At 48.7% G+C, this 18258-nt stretch carries 11 protein-coding genes; 1 reads left to right on the forward strand and 10 read right to left on the reverse strand.

Annotated elements, in window-relative coordinates; translation table 11 throughout:
* Positions 1 to 10: 10 nt before the first annotated feature.
* The 6 genes from floA to rsgA all read right to left on the reverse strand — a co-directional run bounded on the left by floA (position 11) and on the right by rsgA (position 4120).
* Positions 11 to 1000, reverse strand: a complete 990-nt coding sequence (floA, locus tag LOZ80_RS15935; protein ID WP_283214767.1) for a flotillin-like protein FloA — start codon at positions 998 to 1000, stop codon at positions 11 to 13.
* Between the two features lie 12 nt (positions 1001 to 1012).
* Positions 1013 to 1678: an NfeD family protein gene (locus LOZ80_RS15940; RefSeq protein ID WP_238172304.1), complete on the reverse strand. Its 666-nt coding sequence runs from the start codon at positions 1676 to 1678 to the stop codon at positions 1013 to 1015.
* A 130-nt stretch (positions 1679 to 1808) separates the two neighbouring features.
* Complete coding sequence (locus LOZ80_RS15945; protein ID WP_189006384.1) at positions 1809 to 2252, reverse strand: GatB/YqeY domain-containing protein; 444 nt, start codon at positions 2250 to 2252, stop codon at positions 1809 to 1811.
* A gap of 8 nt (positions 2253 to 2260) precedes the next feature.
* Positions 2261 to 2434 (reverse strand): 30S ribosomal protein S21, encoded by a 174-nt coding sequence (gene rpsU / locus LOZ80_RS15950; RefSeq protein ID WP_029195880.1) that lies wholly within the window; start codon positions 2432 to 2434, stop codon positions 2261 to 2263.
* Between the two features lie 114 nt (positions 2435 to 2548).
* Entirely contained in the window at positions 2549 to 2899 is a 351-nt protein-coding gene (locus tag LOZ80_RS15955) for a histidine triad nucleotide-binding protein (protein ID WP_238172305.1), read from the reverse strand.
* Between the two features lie 156 nt (positions 2900 to 3055).
* On the reverse strand, positions 3056 to 4120 hold the full coding sequence (gene rsgA / locus LOZ80_RS15960; RefSeq protein WP_238172306.1) for a ribosome small subunit-dependent GTPase A: 1065 nt from the start codon (positions 4118 to 4120) through the stop codon (positions 3056 to 3058).
* 202 nt (positions 4121 to 4322) lie between these two features.
* Here rsgA and LOZ80_RS15965 point away from each other — a divergent pair, with 202 nt between their 5' ends.
* Entirely contained in the window at positions 4323 to 6233 is a 1911-nt protein-coding gene (locus tag LOZ80_RS15965) for an FAD-dependent oxidoreductase (RefSeq protein WP_238172307.1), read from the forward strand.
* A 337-nt stretch (positions 6234 to 6570) separates the two neighbouring features.
* Here LOZ80_RS15965 and LOZ80_RS15970 read toward each other — a convergent pair whose 3' ends face one another.
* The 4 genes from LOZ80_RS15970 to LOZ80_RS15985 all read right to left on the reverse strand — a co-directional run bounded on the left by LOZ80_RS15970 (position 6571) and on the right by LOZ80_RS15985 (position 18248).
* Positions 6571 to 10428 carry a TIM-barrel domain-containing protein gene (locus LOZ80_RS15970; protein ID WP_238172308.1) on the reverse strand — a complete coding sequence of 1286 codons (3858 nt, stop codon included), beginning with the start codon at positions 10426 to 10428 and terminating at the stop codon, positions 6571 to 6573.
* A gap of 51 nt (positions 10429 to 10479) precedes the next feature.
* Positions 10480 to 13755 carry a TIM-barrel domain-containing protein gene (locus LOZ80_RS15975; protein ID WP_238172309.1) on the reverse strand — a complete coding sequence of 1092 codons (3276 nt, stop codon included), beginning with the start codon at positions 13753 to 13755 and terminating at the stop codon, positions 10480 to 10482.
* 159 nt (positions 13756 to 13914) lie between these two features.
* Positions 13915 to 14535, reverse strand: a complete 621-nt coding sequence (locus LOZ80_RS15980; RefSeq protein WP_238172310.1) for a thioesterase II family protein — start codon at positions 14533 to 14535, stop codon at positions 13915 to 13917.
* A complete protein-coding gene (locus tag LOZ80_RS15985; protein ID WP_238172311.1) occupies positions 14532 to 18248 on the reverse strand; it encodes a glycoside hydrolase family 31 protein in 3717 nt (1238 codons plus the stop codon). Before LOZ80_RS15985 ends, LOZ80_RS15980 begins: the two co-directional genes overlap by 4 nt.
* Positions 18249 to 18258: the final 10 nt, after the last annotated feature.

Genomic DNA, 18258 nt, shown 5'->3' on the forward strand with positions numbered 1-18258 from the left:
CATAACCCTTTTATTCTTTATCGCCTTTGCCATCATTGATTTTGCCTAGCGAAGAACGCATTTGGGTATCTGCATCAATGTTTTTGAGATTCATATAATCCATCACGCCCAAGTTGCCGCTGCGAAGCGCTTCCGCCATGGCAAGCGGTACTTGCGACTCTGACTCAACAACCTTCGCACGCATCTCGACAACCTTCGCTTTCATTTCTTGCTCGGCGGCAACCGCCATTGCCCGTCTTTCCTCCGCTTTCGCCTGCGCAATCCGCTTATCGGCTTCCGCTTGTTCCGTTTGCAAATGGGCGCCAATATTCTTGCCCACATCTACGTCAGCGATATCAATGGATAAAATCTCGAAGGCAGTACCGGCATCCAAGCCTTTGCCCAGCACAGTACGAGAGATTAAATCAGGATTTTCGAGCACATCCTTATGCGAGTCGCTCGAACCGACGGTTGTGACGATCCCCTCGCCAACACGGGCAATAATCGTTTCTTCACCTGCGCCCCCGACCAAACGATCGATATTGGCACGCACAGTAACCCTGGCGATAACTTTGACTTCAATACCGTTCTTCGCAACAGCCGAAACGTTAGGCGTTTCGATGACACGTGGATTTACACTCATTTGAACCGCCAGCAAGACGTCACGCCCTGCAAGATCGATGGCTGCCGCACGTTCAAATTCCAGATGAATTTTGGCACGATGTGCCGCAATCAAGGCATTGACAACACGGTCTACATTACCACCCGCCAGAAAGTGACTCTCTAGTTGGTTCACACTTAAATCAATACCGGCTTTCGTTGCTTTGATCATCGGATTCACAATACGGCTCGGCGTGACCCGGCGAAGTCTCATCGCAATTAACGTAATAATGCTGATACGAACCCCGGATGCGAGCGCTGAAATCCACAACATAACAGGTACAACACTTAACAAAATTGATAATACAATAATAATAATTGCTGCCATTAACACCAAGTATAAGCCTGGTTCAATATTCATTCTGAAATCCCCCTAACTAAGTTTTGAATCCTTCTCCTTGACAACTACACGAGCACCCTCAACTTCTACAACAATAACTTCCCTGCCAGCCGAAATAAAACTACCATTGGTCACGACATCGATCCGCTCCCCCTGAATGATAGCCGTACCTGCCGGTCGAAGGGGGGTTACAGCTTCACCCGTTAAACCAGTTAAATACATGCGATCCGGGCTCGAAGTAAATCCTTTGTCTGTCGTTAGCTGCTCTTTCAAAATAAAACGATTCCAAACGCCGCGGTGTTTGAAGGTTTTGATTGCATACACAATCACAACGATAGCAATCAACAAGGCGATTCCCAGCATTAACGCCGCTTCTTTGGGATTGGACGAAGCCATCAGCACGCCGCCAAAGAGGCATATGGCCCCCAGTACGCTTAGAATTCCAAAGCTGGGAACAACTAATTCCAAAATAAGTAGAATTAATCCGATGCCAAACACAGCCAAGTCGCCAAAACCAGCAAAACCTGCCAAATAAAACCCAAGAAAATAGAGACCAAAGCCTGCTACCCCAGCTAAAGCGAGCAATCCACTGCTAAAGAATAAAAGTTCTAAAGCAATCCCAATTATACCAACCACTAATAAAACGGTTGCAGTAACTGGATGAGTCAGAAAGGCGGATAAGTTTTCAGCAAACATCATCTTTCACTCCTTCCCTGATTCTTCCTTCTCATTAATATGTACGCTCCAAACGACAAACTGTTTCATTTTGTGAATAAAATAAAAAGACCGAGTGGACGAAATCCTCTCGGTCTTGTAAAACACATTTGTATTATCCCAATAATTGTTGGACTAACTGATTGATAAGCTTACCATCAGCACGTCCCTTAACCTGAGGCATCAATGCCGTCATCACTTTGCCCATATCCGCTTTGGAAGAAGCACCAATTTGTTCGATGGTCTGCTGTACAATGGCTTTCACTTCTTCCTCAGAAAGCTGTTGCGGCATGTACTCAGCTAGAATAACAAGTTCTGCCTTCAGGCTCTCGGCCAAATCATCTCTGCCGGCCTTCGTAAATTCTTGGAGGGAATCCTTACGCTGTTTGATTTCACGAGTTAGAACGTCAAGCACTTCATTGTCATCTAAGGCTCTTTTCAGATCAATCTCTTGATTCTTAATAGTGGATCTCACCATTCGAATAACCGAGAGTTTGAACTTGTCCTGACTCTTCATCGCTTGCTTCATATCTTCGTTCAATCGATCGCTTAAGCTCATGTTGCCTCCTAGAACTTTCTCTTACGAGCAGCCTCTGATTTAAGCTTACGCTTAACGCTTGGCTTGTCATAGTGTTTACGTTTCTTAACTTCTGCTAGAATGCCATCCTTAGCGATGGAACGCTTAAAGCGACGAAGTGCAGCATCTATAGTTTCGTTCTTACGAACTCGAGTTTCTGACAACAGTTTTCCCTCCCTCCGAACAGACCATCTAAGATCAAACGGTTCATCAAATCTCATTATAGGTGATAGTAATTAGGGTGTCAATCGAATACTTGCGATTAATCAAAGATAGCGTTAATTATGAACCCCTAATGGAGACAACCTTGCCCCAGCCATCAAATGATAGTGAAGATGATGAACAATCTGTCCAGCATTCGCTCCGATATTAGTAATGACACGATAACCGGATTCTGTAACGCCTAGTTCTCTAGCAATTTGCGCAGCAGCGTTTTGCATCTGCCCAATCAATGCCCAGTCTTCAGAACCCGCTTCTGCTAGAGAAGCGATATGCTTCTTGGGGATAATGAGGACATGGATCGGTGATGCGGGCTGAATATCATGGAAAGCTAGAATCTGATCATCCTCGTAAACCTTCTTGGAAGGAAGATCCCCTGCAACGATTTTACAAAAAATACAATCACTCATAAGTAAGCTTGTCCCTCCACTTTCCTAGTCCTTCTATGTTAATTTTATCGGAAACAAATGAAAAAATCCAATCCAATTGCGACTTTTTAATGGCATCACTGCAAAAAAAAGAAACATCACCCCAACAGTGCGATGTTTCAACGAATTCACCGCTTTTTACAAGCGATTGTTCTGACTATTCATTGACTGGTGCAACTTCTTCCACTTGGCCTTTTCCGCTGCTTGCAGACCTTTATCTTCTTTGCGCGCCAAATAGGCAAGTTCCTTCTGCAATTTCAAATAACTTTGAAAGCGCTCAAGCCCAAGCGTCCCTTCGTCCAGCGCGTTTTTCACCGCACATTTGGGTTCATTTGCATGCTTGCAATCTTGAAAAAAGCACGTTTCAGCGATGTCCTCGACATCTTGAAACGAGGTACTCAGCCCCTCAGAGGCATCCCAGAGCTGAAGTTCCCTCATCCCTGGCGTATCTATCAAAATGCCACCGCCGGGCAGCGTGATTAATTCTCGATGGGTCGTGGTATGTTTCCCTTTGTCGTCTCCGAACCGGATATCGCCAGTCTCCAAAATAGCTTCCCCATACATATGGTTTACCAAGGTCGACTTCCCAACCCCAGAGGAGCCAAGTAATGCCACTGTCTGACCCCGCGAGATATAAGGAGCCAATTGGTCAAGCCCACGATTCGCAGCGGAGCTGATTATATGAATGGGAACACCTACAGCAATAACCGCGACTTCCGCAGCCAGGGCTTCCGGATCCTCGCATAAATCCGCCTTACTGAGCACAATCACAGGATTGGCGCCGCTTTCCCAAGCAAGCACCAAGTAACGTTCAATTCTACGCACATTAAAGTCCTGATTCAGTGCCGTAACCAGAAACACCGTATTTACATTGGTAGCGACGATTTGCTCTTCAGTGACTTGTCCAGCCACTTTTCGGGAAAACTTACTTTGGCGCGGCAGTACAGCATGAACCGTTGCTCGCTGTTCTTCGGCTCTGATGGAAACCACAACCCAATCACCTACCGCCGGATAGTCTTCACGATGAATCGCAAGGTGTCGCATTTTACCGGAAACTTCCGCTAATACTTCACCCGATTCTGTCAACACGCGATACATATGTTTATGTTCCAAGGACACCCGTCCTGCTTGATATCCTTCACTATGATAGGGTTCAAATGATTTTTCGAAAAAAGTATTCCAGCCTAAATCGGTTTTTATCAAGTTTACTTGTCATCCTCTCATCGCTTTCTAGGTCTAAGTATAGACTGCAATCTATGGCACTACACGGGAAATAATGGTTTAGATTAATCTTTCCGGATTGTTTCAGACATCGGTCAATTCCAATGTAGACTATCGGTCTATTTTTGCATATAATAAGAATAAATCGATGATTGGGAACGGAGTGAGCCGTCTGAGTCAATTCATGAGAGCCACTACCCGCAAAAAGCGAGATGTCATGATGGAAGTCGCTTTAACGATGTTCATGGACAAAGGATATGAAAATGTATCCGTAGACGACATAATTGCCGCTACCCGGACGTCGAAGGGAACTTTTTACCATTATTTCAAAAGTAAAGATGCCATCATTTCCGCCATCTACAGCAAGCAAATCGAGTTAATTCAGAATTGGGTGAAACAGCCGCCCTCAAAGGTTCAGTCGCTTGAAGGACATATCAATCGTTTGTTTTTAGACTTAGCGTCTAACATTCAATCATCACCAAGGCTGATTCGCAGCCTGCAAGCTATTTCTTTACAAAATGAAACCGTACAAATGGCTGAACAACACCAATTAAACGTCCTCTCGGACAGTTTGCTGCACTGGCTGCCTGATCCGCTTAAAATCGATCTGCTCGTATGCATGTATATAGGCACGCTTCGAACTTGGTGCAACCAAGAGCATGCCGATCTGCTCGCCATGATGACCAATAATTTAGCTTGGATATGGGTAGGCCTTAGATCCGAAGCACCCAATGCCCCACTTCAAGTAGAACCAGCCCCCAAGGAGGAGCACAAAATGAAAATAGCGATTATCGGCGGAGGTCTAGCTGGACTGACCGCAGCAGCTTATCTATCGGAGAACCCTAATATTGAAGGTATCTTATTCGAGCGCAGCCCGCAGCTTGGAGGCCGTGCATTTACGTATGAGAAGGCAGGCTTCACTCTGAATTACGGCGCGCATGCCATCTATGGCATAGACCGACATACCTTAACCAATATGGAACGCGAACTCGGTCTCTCCTTTTCTTCCAAGCAAGTGGATAAACGCAAAGTATTTTACGCCAAACATAATCAATTGACACCCGCTCCGCTTGATGCGATCAACCTGCTCAAAACCGATCTGCTCAGCACAGCGCAAAAAGTAAGGTTCGTGGGTGAAATCGCGGCGATCATCGCAAATATTCATAATTTAAAAAATTATGCGACTTTAGCGGATTACTTGGCCGATTCCAATGCAGATGAAGACGTGAAAGAACTGTGGGAACACCTCGTCTGCTCCAACTTCTTCATTACGCCTGAGGATGCCAGAAACGTCTCCGGAGCTGTCATCAGCGAGTATTATCATAACCTGTTCCTCTCCTCCAAACCGGTAAATTACGTGCTTGGCAGCTGGGCTGTCATCACCAATCAATTAAAACAAAAAATCACATCTACAGGAAAATGGAATATTGCCCTTCAAGAAGGCGTTGAGAGTCTGCGCTATGCTGATCGCAAATTTATTTTGCAGACCAAGAATCAGGAAACGGCCTTCGACAAAGTAATTTTCGCTATGCCGGTGCAGCAGGTGGTCAAATTATTAAAAGGTACGGCGTGGGAGCCCTTCCTTGCTCCTTATGAAGCCAATACCGCAACCGAAGTTATGGTTTATGACGTCGGCTTAAGCCGCGTTGTCGCCAGACCATTCAGCTACATCAGTGATATGGACAATAAATTATTCATCAGCGATGTATCGGCTACGGACCACACTTTGGTACCGGAAGGCGGTCAATTGCTGCAAGGGATTGCCTACTTAAGCGATAAATTCGACAGCGATGAGCAGCGCAAAGCTTATTTGGAAGAAAAGAATACGCAAATGGAAGCCTTGTTCGATAAGCATTACCCAGGCTGGCGCGATGTGACAGCGGTTAAACGGGTTTCGAAGAAAGCGATGGTTTCCAGTGTGAAAAACATTGCTACGAACAACCTTTTGCCGATCCGCGTGGAAAATGTGCCTTTCTATTTCTGCGGCGACGGCTGCACGGGCAAAGGCGAGCTTGCGGAACGCGCCTTCTCCAGCGCACGCAGCGCGGCGCTCGCGATTGTGCAAGAGGTTCAGCAATCGTTGCTGAGCGTTTAAAACAGTAGGAACCGCTAGACAGCCGAAAGGGAACTAGGATACGCTATTCGAGCAAGAGAGCGTTGGATTTAAAGTGAAACGGAACTACAGGGCGCTATTTGCCACAATAGGCAGGCTTCAAAGGCCAAAATTGGCAAATAAGGGATTGTAGTTCCGTTTGAATAGCTATTTGTTTGATTTTCGGCAAAATAGAGGATCGTAGTTCCCATTAACGGTTAGGACGGAAAAGTTGCTCTATTATCGGCGTTGTGACGCACACTATCTCCGCGCGAGCCAGCAGTGTTAAACCCTAACAAAAACCAGCACGCCCCCTAAAAAGGGCGTGCTGGTTTTTTGGTTATTGCTTCGTGACGCGCACATCGTCCAGATGCAGCGTGGTACCGCCAGGTGAATCCACATAAAAACCAACATCGATCTGCCCATTGGTCACCATTACATCGCTGACACTGATATACTTCCACACACCGCTGTTGCTGATATTCGCATAAATCGCCGATCCGCCATAATTTTGCACTTCCATGCGCGCTGTCGTTGGTGTCGTATTTTTCATGCGGACCCAAGCTTCAACTTTGTACTTCACGTTGTTGACTGGGACTGCTATAGTTTGATGCAGACTCTGTTGATAAGCGCCAGCCGCGAAGAAGTAAGCTCGCTTATCGCCTGACCAAGGTGATTCCGGCGGGTTCGTCGTCGAACCGCTGTCAATGCCATAAGCAACAGCCTGGGTGCTTGGATGCCACTCTACCCAATTGTGGCTCAGGCTTGTGTCGCGTTCAAAATCAGGATTATCCAACAGATTCAACTCAGATACAGGCGTCCCCGCTGCAGCCGTTGAAAGGAGCAGCCGATCCAGATTGATATTTCCACTGTCGCCTGAATCATATTTAAAGGCAATCGTATTGGCTCCCGCATTCAAAGTTACCGTTTGGACATTGTCCTGCCAGACATTCCAGTTGCCTCCGGGACTAGTAAAGCTGGTCTGACCTAATTTAGTTCCATTCACGTAGGTACTTACTGTTTTGGTCACACTATTGCCATTCGCATAGCGCAGGGCAACCTGATAGCTTCCAGCGTTCGGAACATTGACGTTATATTTCACCAGTCCGCCAACTGCGCTAATACCATCAACAAATGAGGTGCCACTGTAGTTCCAATGATTTGCATTCAGCGCTGCGCCGCCAGAAATCTCTGCGCTCTCCGCCTCATATTTGCCGACCACCGGGGTGAAAGGAACCGTGATATTATCTAAGTTGACATTCCCTGTGTCGCCTGCGTCACTATAGTATTTGTACGTGACAATATTCACGCCTGCTGTCAATGGCAGTGTCTCCGACTGCGTCGCCCACGTATCCCAATTCGCCAAACTGTTCAGCGAAGTGGACTTCACTCTTTTCCCATTCACGAAAATACTGACAGACTTCGCCGTTCCTGATGCATTGGCATAACGAAGAGCAACATTGTAGTCGCCACCCGTTTTCACCTTAGGATAGAAAGTTACGCCTGCACCTGCATTCCCCAATCCATCTACAAATCCTGTACCTGTATATCCGGTATGATTCGTATTCACGGTTGCTTTGGCAGCAACGGTGGTGCCGGAAAGCGAGGCATCCTCCGCTTCATATTGGACGGAAGATGCGCCAACTGCCGCCGTACCCGCGATGGCAATCGCTTTGGCAGAAGCGGAGCCTGCTGCCACCTTCACATAGGTCACATCGCCATAAACATCCTTGCCTGTCGCCCACCCTTCACCAGCGGCAGCTTTCAAAGCCTGCAAACTCGCATAGGAGGTCATTGCGCTGCTGTTGTTCGTTACAGAAGTAGCCGCTGAACCATGAAGCTTAACGACGTAGGACTGCAGCGCTGGTGTGAAACTTCCGCTTTTCGCTCCTAGTGTGAAGCTTTGCGAGCCTGAACCATTATCTTGCGCTGTCATATTTTGCTTGAAATAAGTGCCGCTCTCGTAGTTGTAGCTGGCTCCATCGTCATCGTAGTAGGTGAAACTCGATGGTGTTGAGCTCGCGAAAACATCCACATCCACAGATGTGACAGCGCTTTGGCCCACATAATCCTGCACTTTTTGGGTAGGGATGATTGCTCCTTTTTTAATAAACAGCGGCATGTCTGTTAACGTTTCCGGGTTCACGGGATATTGAATCGTCTGACCGCCTGTATACGTAATGCCTCTTGCATAGTCGATCCAAGTCCCTGCCGGCAAATAAATGTCTTTGCTCGTCTGTTGTTTATCCACAACAGGAGCCGCCAACAGCCAATCACCGAACATCCAGGCATCTGTATAATTCTTCGCAGTCGTGTCGGTCGGATAGGCTTGCATCAAGGGCTGAACAAGCCCATTTCCATTCTCGTAAGCACTTCTTTCGTAGGCATACATATAGGGGATCAACGAATAGCGAAGCTGGATCGCCTCTTTGGAGGCTTCCTCTGCCGTCGATCCGAAATACCACGGCTGACGCTGCTGATGATTGTTCCCATGTACACGGAAGACCGGGGTTAGCGCACTGAACTGCATCCAACGCGCATACAAATCCGGGTTCGGATTATTGGTCGTACCATCCTGCTGATTGAAGCCGCCGGTGTCCATCCCCCATTTCACTTGCCCGTTATTGATCGAAGACAGCATGACCGCACGCTGTTCTTTCATCCCTGCAGCCCAGCTGATTCGCTCCCCTTTGTTGTACTGAATGCCGATATCACCAGACCAAAGGGTTGTCGCATAACGCTGCGCTCCGGGATAGAAGGTTCTTGCGGTTTGCCAAACCCGTTGTGCTCCGCTTGTGTACGCCCGTTGCCCTTCGTACATCGTCTGAGACATATGACCTGTGGTAAAGTTGCCAAACCAATACGATGCGCCGCCAGAGGACACTTTGTCTGTCTCATCATTCCACCACCCGGCTATCCCCTTATCAAGGGCATCTTTGGAATGATTCCAAAACCAGCTGCGCTCACTGGCATTATAAGGGTCGATGCTGCGCACGGTGACAGGGATGAAATAGTCCTGATATTCGCTGTGTCCCGGGTAGAAGTACCCGCCATTTGTCGCGTCAGTTCCTTGGGTGGTCGCAGCTGCAGAAGCGTCTTTCGTGACGATCCGCGGCTTCGTGATGCCGATCATTTTGACGCCTTTGGCATCCATCGTCGACTTCAATGCTGTCGTAGAGGCTGAAGGGAAATTGGTGGTATTCCAAGCAAATTCGCCATAATTTGTTTCTCCATATTTTTTCCAGTCATAATCGAAAGCGTAAGCATCGATCGGTATATTTTTGGCGCGATACGTGTCCACATTGTTCGTAACTTCCGTTTGATTCGTATCCCATTCGAAGTTCATGAAGCCAAGCGACCACTTGGGCAGCATCGGCGGTTTGCCCGTTATCTCTGCTACGCTGCTCATTACTTCCTTAGGGGAGCCAAGCATAATGTAATACTCAACATTTTGCTTCGAATACCGGCGCCCTTCTACAGGGGTACCGCCATAATAAAATTCCATTTTTCCCGTTGCACTATCCGTGTACGGATACCCGCCATCACTATCAACCAATAAGCCATAGCCAGCTGTGCTCCAAATCAGCGGCCCGCCGGAATCGCCTTGCTCGCCGGCATGCGCAGGTTCGGAGGAGGTATTCCGCAGCAAATCCCCGCCGTTGTCGAACGCGTTGAAACTTCGAATACCGTACATATTGTCTGCCGTATTATGGACGAAGCGCACACCGTCAGAGAATACCCCGCCGCCTGATGGTTCCCAGAATAAGGTTGTGCCATCGGCCTTTTTCACCGTCATCCGCACAGGGCTTTTCGTAATCTCGATCTTCATCGTTGAGGTCGTAATTGTCATTGGATTTGTCGCCGTGTTAATCGTAGCGCCTACGGAAGACCACGTTTTATTCGGATCCAGCATCGGCGTTTTAGCGCTTGACGCTACGCCATTCGGCCGATAATCCACCTTCAAAATACCGCTTTGCACAGCCTGTATCACCAGAAGATCATCGTTAGGCTCAGCGCCATTATCAACTGTGAGCGTCAGAGTATCTCCAGTCACACTCGAACTCACAAGATTGCCAAGGCTGCTGACATAGGCATGAGCAGGAGAACCTGGAAGTACAAGGGGAGTTGAGACTACAAGGGTACAGGCCGTGAATAAAACCAAAACTCGCGAAACATTTTTAGTTAACAACTTCATCATAGATACTCCCTTTCGCTAAGGAAATAAGGGAGGGCCGAGCCCTCCCAGCTTTTAGTGCTCTACGATAGCTATGTGATCGAGATTAATACCAAGTGTGTTTGTGCTATCATAACTAACTTTCACTGTGTTGAGACCAGCAGTTAATGTTACGTTAACCGTTGCCGTTCCCCAGGTATCCCAGTTCGTTGTCAGCGGTAAAGCAAGGTCCGTTACTTTGGTGTTATTGACATAGATGGCGCGGGACCCATTGCCAGCCCCCGAGGAATAGCGAACCTTCAACGTATAGGTGCCTGCGGCTTTAACAGAAACATCAAAGGAAACATTGTCTCCCACCGTCTCAAAGCCATCCACAAATCCAGTGCCCGTGTAACCCGTATGATTCGTATTCGTAGTTACGCTGGTAAGTGCAGCAAACTCAGCTTCATACTCTACTTTATTCACGCCATTCAGCACAACAGATTGAGCTGAAGCACTTGCCCCAAGTTTTACATACGTGAATTTCTGAACGGTGTCATAGTACCATCCTGTCGAGGCGCCAATTAAGGCGGATAAAGTGCTGTATTCCGTCATCGCAGATCCGCCAACCGCAACAGAGGACGGTTTGGTTGTGAACACCTGCAAGGTTTTGGTGGAGTTAATAGCAGGGACTGACACCGTTTCTTTATTCAACCCATATTGTTCGGTAGAAGTAATTGTTTTCACGGAACCGCCAATGTCATCGTTCCAGTCATACGTTGTTGTCCCTAGCGGATAAATGCGGAAGGCCAGATTCGTATAACTCGTCAAACTGTTCCCAATCGTCCCGCCAAGCTGATATTGCGCATTCAAATTGAGCGGAAGTATGCTGCCTGACTTCACAAAGACAGGAAGATCATCGACTCCTGCATAGTAGCTGATCGTCCGTCCGCCTGGACGCTGCGCACCGAACCAGAAATCAACCCAGTCGCCTTGGGGAAGATAAATGCTCTTGTTCGTTTCACCTTGATTCAGCACAGGCGCGACGAGTAAATTACTGCCAAACATATACTGCTGATTTAATCCGTAAGTGTTCGTATCCGTCGGATTGTCAAGCACCATCGCGCGCATCATCGGCACACCGGTATCGCTTGCTTTCTTCGCCTCACTATAAATGTAAGGCAGCAGATTCATCCGGGTATTCGTATATTTGGCAAAATGGTTAATGATCGTGTTATCGCCCGTACGCGCTTGGGCGTTCCATGGCGAACGCTCTTCGTTAATGCCTGAGCTGCCATTCGATTCCGAATGGAACTGCATGATTGGAGCAAATGCAGCCATTTCAGTTGCCCGTTTGTACAATTCAGCCGATGGATAGGAGCCCGTGAAGCCGGCCATATCCCAGCTCCAGTAAGGAACACCTGACATACTGGCGGTAAGTCCCGCATTGACAGCTTGCTGGAAAGCGCCAAACGTCGACTCTTGGTCACCGGACCAGAAAATCTGATTCGCTTGAGCGCCTTGTGTACCGGAACGACTGAACGAGACGGCATTGCTTTTCTTCGAACGAGCATATTCGTTATACGCTTTTACATACTCATTCGGGTATTGATTGCGCATTTCATCGCCTTTTTTACCATTGGAAAACGTATTCGAACGGCCCCACACCATTTCACCGCCATCCGTTTTGAAGCCATCAATGCCAACGCCGTCAAACAGATAGGCACGCTTGGACATCCACCAGTTTTTGGCCGTTGTATTCGTGAAATCAAGCAGCAAGCTATTCTCGAACCACTGTCCAGCCGGTATCCGGTATTGGCCTCCGCTGCCGTTGCCTACAGCATAATTTTGAGCTATCATGTAAGCCTCGTCATTATCTTTCTGGGTGTAAGCAGATGCCGTCCATTTCTGGATCGGAACCTGCCATAACACAAGCTTCATCCCATTATTATGCACGTTGTCGGCCATGGCTTTAGGATCCGTCCATTTGCCATTGAACGTGAAATCCGTGTAGGCATGCGCAGCGCTGCCCGTCTTAGGTGTATATGTTGCATCATTAAAAATGTAAAATGTGTTCTCATCACTCCATTGTTCAAGAACCACAGCCGTTGCAGGAATATTGTTGGTATTCGCATTGGTAATGGCTGTCGACACCTTGGACTGACGATCCCATTCATTGGCTGACATCCATAAACCGAAAGCCCATTTCGGCAATGCCGTCGGCTTGCCTGTAATATTGGCATAGTTGCCTACCACATTATTCAAATCATTTCCGTAAATGAAATAATAATCCAGTGTAGAGGCTGCGCTGCCCCCTGTATCAGCTGTAAAGCTGAACATATCGGTTCGTTCTGTAGCCAAGCGGAATTTGGAGTAATACGTTGAATTAACGAAGATGCCATAACCACTGCTGTTAAGCATAAAAGGAATCGCCATGTACGTTCGGTCATTCTGATTTTTGTATTGATTGTATACATAGGTGTCTACATCCGTACCCCGTTTGCGAAAGTTGTTGTAGTGCTCGCCAAAGCCGAAAAACTCCTCGGCTGCCGGGGAATAAAAATGATCTTCCAGCTTGTTGATGACGGTGCTGCCATTGGTCAGCCAAGCAATGTTGCGATTCGTGGTGCTGTCATACTGACGGGCAATCAGCGTAGTCCCATCCGGTTTATACACACTAAGCTTGAATGGATTCTTATCCACCTTCACCTTCAATTTGGACGTTGTAAGCCAAGTCGTTGAGACCGTATCTGAAACCGTATAGTTGCTAAGACCAGTGTTTAGAGTGCCGGTACCCGTCGGTGAAACCTGCACTCGCAGCACATCATCCGCTGCAAAGGAAAGATTGATCTTAGGCGTCATTGTGCCTGTATTTGCAACTGCATTCAGCACAACACGATTCGTATTGTTCGTGATCGAGCTTACACTGCTGACCGACTCCCAGCCAGTCACAGTGAACGTATAGGGGCCATTGGTCTTTTCATTCGCGCCATCCTTGTTGCCATGAACGGTATAGCTGATCACATCCCCTTTGGCAAAACTGCCGAGATTGGCCTCCCAATACGTATTGTTGCCGCTGTTGTATTTATATGCCGCTCCGACCGCCGTTTGACTGACACTATTTTTGGTCCAGGTTACCCACACGCTCTGTCCGGATTCAATAGGCCAAGTCGTTATTTTGATATAAACCGTATCACCTGCGACAGGATCCCTTGGACTTCGTTCCGTAGCCTGAATCTCATACAAATCATCAATACCATACGGAGCATGATACACACCATCGATAGCGTAGATCGACGGGACGACCAAGAAAAAACAAAGCAAAAACGAAAATCCAAATCGCATCAGTGCAGGCAGCTTTCTTACATGCATAATTTTTTCCCCTTTCGCACTCAAATTTTGTTCCTCTGAACGGGCACCACGATGAGTCACCAACCGACTTGCCTACTCGTCATCTATGCGCAGCTCCAGGCATCACCCCTTTCACGTGTATAGCGGTTCCGAGTCTCCATGCTTGGAACCGCCGATTCTTTATGCCATGTATTCTCTTTCCACAATCGTTTGGGTTACCTGCAGCCACCGGATAGCATCTGCTTGCCAGAAGGCATGATTCCCTTCACAGACATGCACGTCGCAGATTTTGGACGTATAACGACTCCACTCCGATAGTTGATCAATCATCGCATGTTCATCCTTATTCCCAGTGAACACACTTATTCTCGAACGAAGCTGCTCACGATCGACCGGCGGACGATATTCCCCCATAGGCTGGCAGCCAAAATCCTCCTTATGAAGCCCGCCTGCTTCACTGCGGGTTCGCAGCAGATGCGGAGCGCTGCATCCAGACAGAAACAAGTGGCTCGGTTCCCTCAAACCAGCCCCCCTTAAGCGATGGCTAACCTCAAAGGCAAGTAAACTCCCCCAGCAATGGCCTACGAAGACATATTCTTCATTAGGCACCAACTGCTTGTTAATGGATAGCACAGCTTCTTCCAGCGCTTGTTCCCAGCGGGCAGAGTACACCTCACGCATGGACAATCCGGTTTGCAGCAGCTCCACACCATGGAATCTTATGCTCGCAGGCAATTCGCTGCTCCAAGCATGATAGGACTCCGAGAAATCACCACAGTGAGGAAAACCGAATAGAATCACCCTTCTATCACCAGACTTCCTGCCGATTCCTCCGTCGCAATGACCACATCTTTACGGAAAAAGACATACTGTCCCGGCTTTAATTGTTCGACATTATCCACTGTGGATAACTCAGTTCCAGATGACGTCACATGTGATACCCCATCCGGTTGGTACAGCATGAACGTAACCGCTTGATTAATTTGGCCGGACCATTGCAGCTGAACCTTAGCATGATCGCGCTTCGCCGTCATAACCAAATGGTTACCCAAGTCATCCTCGAACTCCGTTTCCAGTTCTGAAGTCACATAAATTCGCAAACACAAATGCTCATAGCGATCAACCCGATTGCCGACATGATCGCCCAGCGAATAATCGTCCCCCAAATGAAGGGCAATCACACTATTTTGCTTCTGATATACAGGAATGTTCGCTAGAGGAGCAGCTACTTTCAACAAACATGCCCCCTGAATCTCTTCCTGCTCTTGCAGGGAAAGCCACATCCCCTCAGGAAAATAAACCTCCTTGGAGAAATGTCCTTCTTCCATGACAGGAGCCACCAGCAAACTTTCGCCAAACATGTACTGGCTGATCAGCTCTGTACAATGCGGATCCGCAGGATATTGCAGCGACATTGCCCGCATCATCGGTAGTCCAGTTCGGCTGGTACGGATCGCCTGCTCGTAAATATACGGCAAGAGATTCATCCGAATATCGGCGTATTTCTTATACAAATCGATCACGAGCGGCTGCCCCGTACGTTCTGCGATGTTCCAAGGCGTCCTGTCTTGGTTGAACTCCCCCTTGGTCTCGGCATGATACTGCATCACTGGGCAAAACGCAGCCATTTGCGTGGATCTCACAAACAGCTCTGCCGTCGGAATATCTCCATGAAAGCCGCCCAAATCCCAACCCCAGAACGGAATCCCCGACATACTGCTGGATAGACCGGCGATCATAGAGGATCTGAAGGCCTCGAAGGTTGAACGCTCATCTCCAGCCCAATGCAAGGGGTACCGCTGCGCGCCCGTGTAGCCCGCTCGACTGAATGTAATGCCGCCATCCCGGGCATATTTCCCAATGAAATCGTAGTAGCTGCCCACATACAAATTGGGATATAAATTGCGCATTTCACGGCCCGTCGAACCGTCAAAAAACTGCAAATCATGACCGAAAACAAATTCACCGCCATCGGTTTTGAAGCCATCCACACCGATTTCTTCTGCAAGATACTGGCGTTTATCAAACCACCACTTCGACGCTTCCGGGTTCGTAAAGTCGATAATATGACTATCCTTAAACCAGTTGTACGGTAATGTGTATGCTTCACCTGCTGCTGTCTTTACCTCATACCCTTGTTTCAGGAGGGTTATTTCATCCTGATCGCGCTGAGCATGCGCAACACCATACATATGTTTGTGGATCGGAATTTGCCATAACAGCACTTTCAAGCCCTGGTTATGCAGCTCATCAACCATCGTTTTGGGGCTCGGCCAACGCCCCCACTCCGGAAACTCGAAATCGTCATAGCGGAAAGGCTCACTGCCATCTTTGACCTCGTACTGCGCATCGTTGAAAATATAAAAGGTCGCCTCGTCACTCCATTGCTCAATAACAAGCACCGTAGACGGAATTTGATATCGGGCGGTCAGCTCCGCTTGCTTCAGAACCTCAGCTTGAGAGTCCCAGTTATTGCTGGACATCCAAGGGCCAAATGACCATTTTGGCGGCAGCATCGGCCTTCCGGATAGCTGTGTAAATTGCCCAACCATAGCCAGCGGTTCATCGGCAAATAGGTAAGCCACGACTTGCTGCGTGGCGCTTGATACATCGACTTCCACTTCAACCAAATCAGATAGCCGTGTATGAAAACGGAATGTCGAGTAAAGCGGCGTATCCACGAAGAGAGCATACCCGCCGGAGGATATCGCAAACGGAACCGGCATGTACGTTTTCAAACCTTGATCCCGGTACTGATTGTACACATATTGGTCCACTTCTTGACCTGAGTATTCGTAGTGAGAGAAGCGCTCCCCCATCCCGAACCAACGATGCTCCGGCTTCGTCCGGAAGTTCAGCCGCAGCTTATGGAGCAAGCCCGCGCCGTCGATCAGCGCCTCAACGAGAGGCTTCCCTTCGGCGGCGAAGCCCTCCATGAGCTCGCTCTCTGCGCTGCGCAGCACCAGCGCCAGCTTGCCCTCGCGCACGCTGGCTTCCAGCCGTGCGCGCCCAACCGCAACAGCCGCCTGCTGCGCCGGCTGACCATTCGCCGGTTCGCCATCTGCGGCGAACGTCACCTGCACAGCGCCGCTCGCGTCGGCGCGGAACGTCAAGGCAGCGGTGCGCGAAGCCTCCGCGCCGTAGGCCAACAAGGCGACGAAGCCGTCCTCCGTCGTCTCCAATGCACGGACGTGCGCCAGCGGCACCCAAGCCCGCACGTGAAAGCTGTAAGTCGCCGATCGCTGCGACTTGCCTCCCTGTTGAAGCGCGAAAGCATAGCTCACCTCGTCACCTGCGAGGTATGGGCCCAACTGCGCTTCCCAGACCTTTTCTCCGCCATCCATCACTTTCATGACGGCGGGAACGGCCTCAGCTGCCGGAACGCCATTCACGGCAGCCTGCACAGATACGATCTGACTCGCCTGAAAAGGCTGAGTCAGCAATCGCACAATCACCGTATCCCCCGCTTGGGGTTCCCGGGGAAAACGCTCATAAGGCAAGATGACATACGGATCATCGTAACCCGTTGGTTGATGAATCAAACGAACACTGTCCAGTTCCTCCTTGTTGGACTTGCCAGAAAGCAGCGAAGCCTGCGTAAGTGTCACCAAGATAGAGCTCCAGACGCTTACATCAGGCTCACCATAGCGTTCTAGTGAATGCGTCAGAAGCAAAGACTCCTTGGCTGTGGCGATATCCACTTCAGGCAGCCACCCCATCTTATCAAGTAAGTTCTCTACGTGCGCAAGCAGTTCCTTGGCCCTTACGGTATCCCCTTTCTTGGCGTAGTACCAAGCGAGCAAACAGGTCAGATCCGGTCGCTCACAACCGCCGTATGACGTGTCGCCTACTTTAAATCTCACGCCTTGTTCAACTAACGTCTCTTCCAATTCGTACAACGCTTCAATTAATATTCGATCTTCAATGCCCAGTAATCCGAATGGAATAGCTGCAGTGACAATATCGCCATGAATTGCGGTATCCCCCAATTGACTGATTACTCGTCCGTCTTTAATCATGCTGGCAAACAGGCGTTCACGAATCGCTTTGAGCAGACGCACGCCACGTTCACCAATGCCGTTCTGAACATTGACTTGCAGCGCAGCGAAATATATGGCCAGGTGGCTTAAATAAATACCCTCGCTTTCATCCTTGAGCCAATGAGTCTGCGGCCTCTGCCAGTTCGCCTCCAAATAAAGCGTCGTTGCCGCCGCATAACTGCCCAGTTCCGCTTTAAAAGCCAGATCATCCGTCGCCTTCACATATTCTCCAACCACCCATAGAACGAGCGCAGCATCTGTCGGTAGAACATGATCTCGATCTTCCTTTTGACCTGATCTGCTTTGCAACAACCGAAGCAGCGGCAAGGCACGATCAGCCTCGCCTCGCTGAATGAGCGCATAGCTCAAAAACACCAGATCGCGATTGGCAGCCCTGTGCCCAGTTATAGTTACTTGACCTGTATGTTCATCCAGAACGAAATCCAGATTAGATTGTGTATGTTGTGTTTGCACAATAAGCCTC

It is taken from the genome of Paenibacillus sp. HWE-109 (genome assembly GCF_022163125.1).
In the GTDB taxonomy this organism is placed as follows: Bacteria; Bacillota; Bacilli; order Paenibacillales; family NBRC-103111; genus Paenibacillus_E.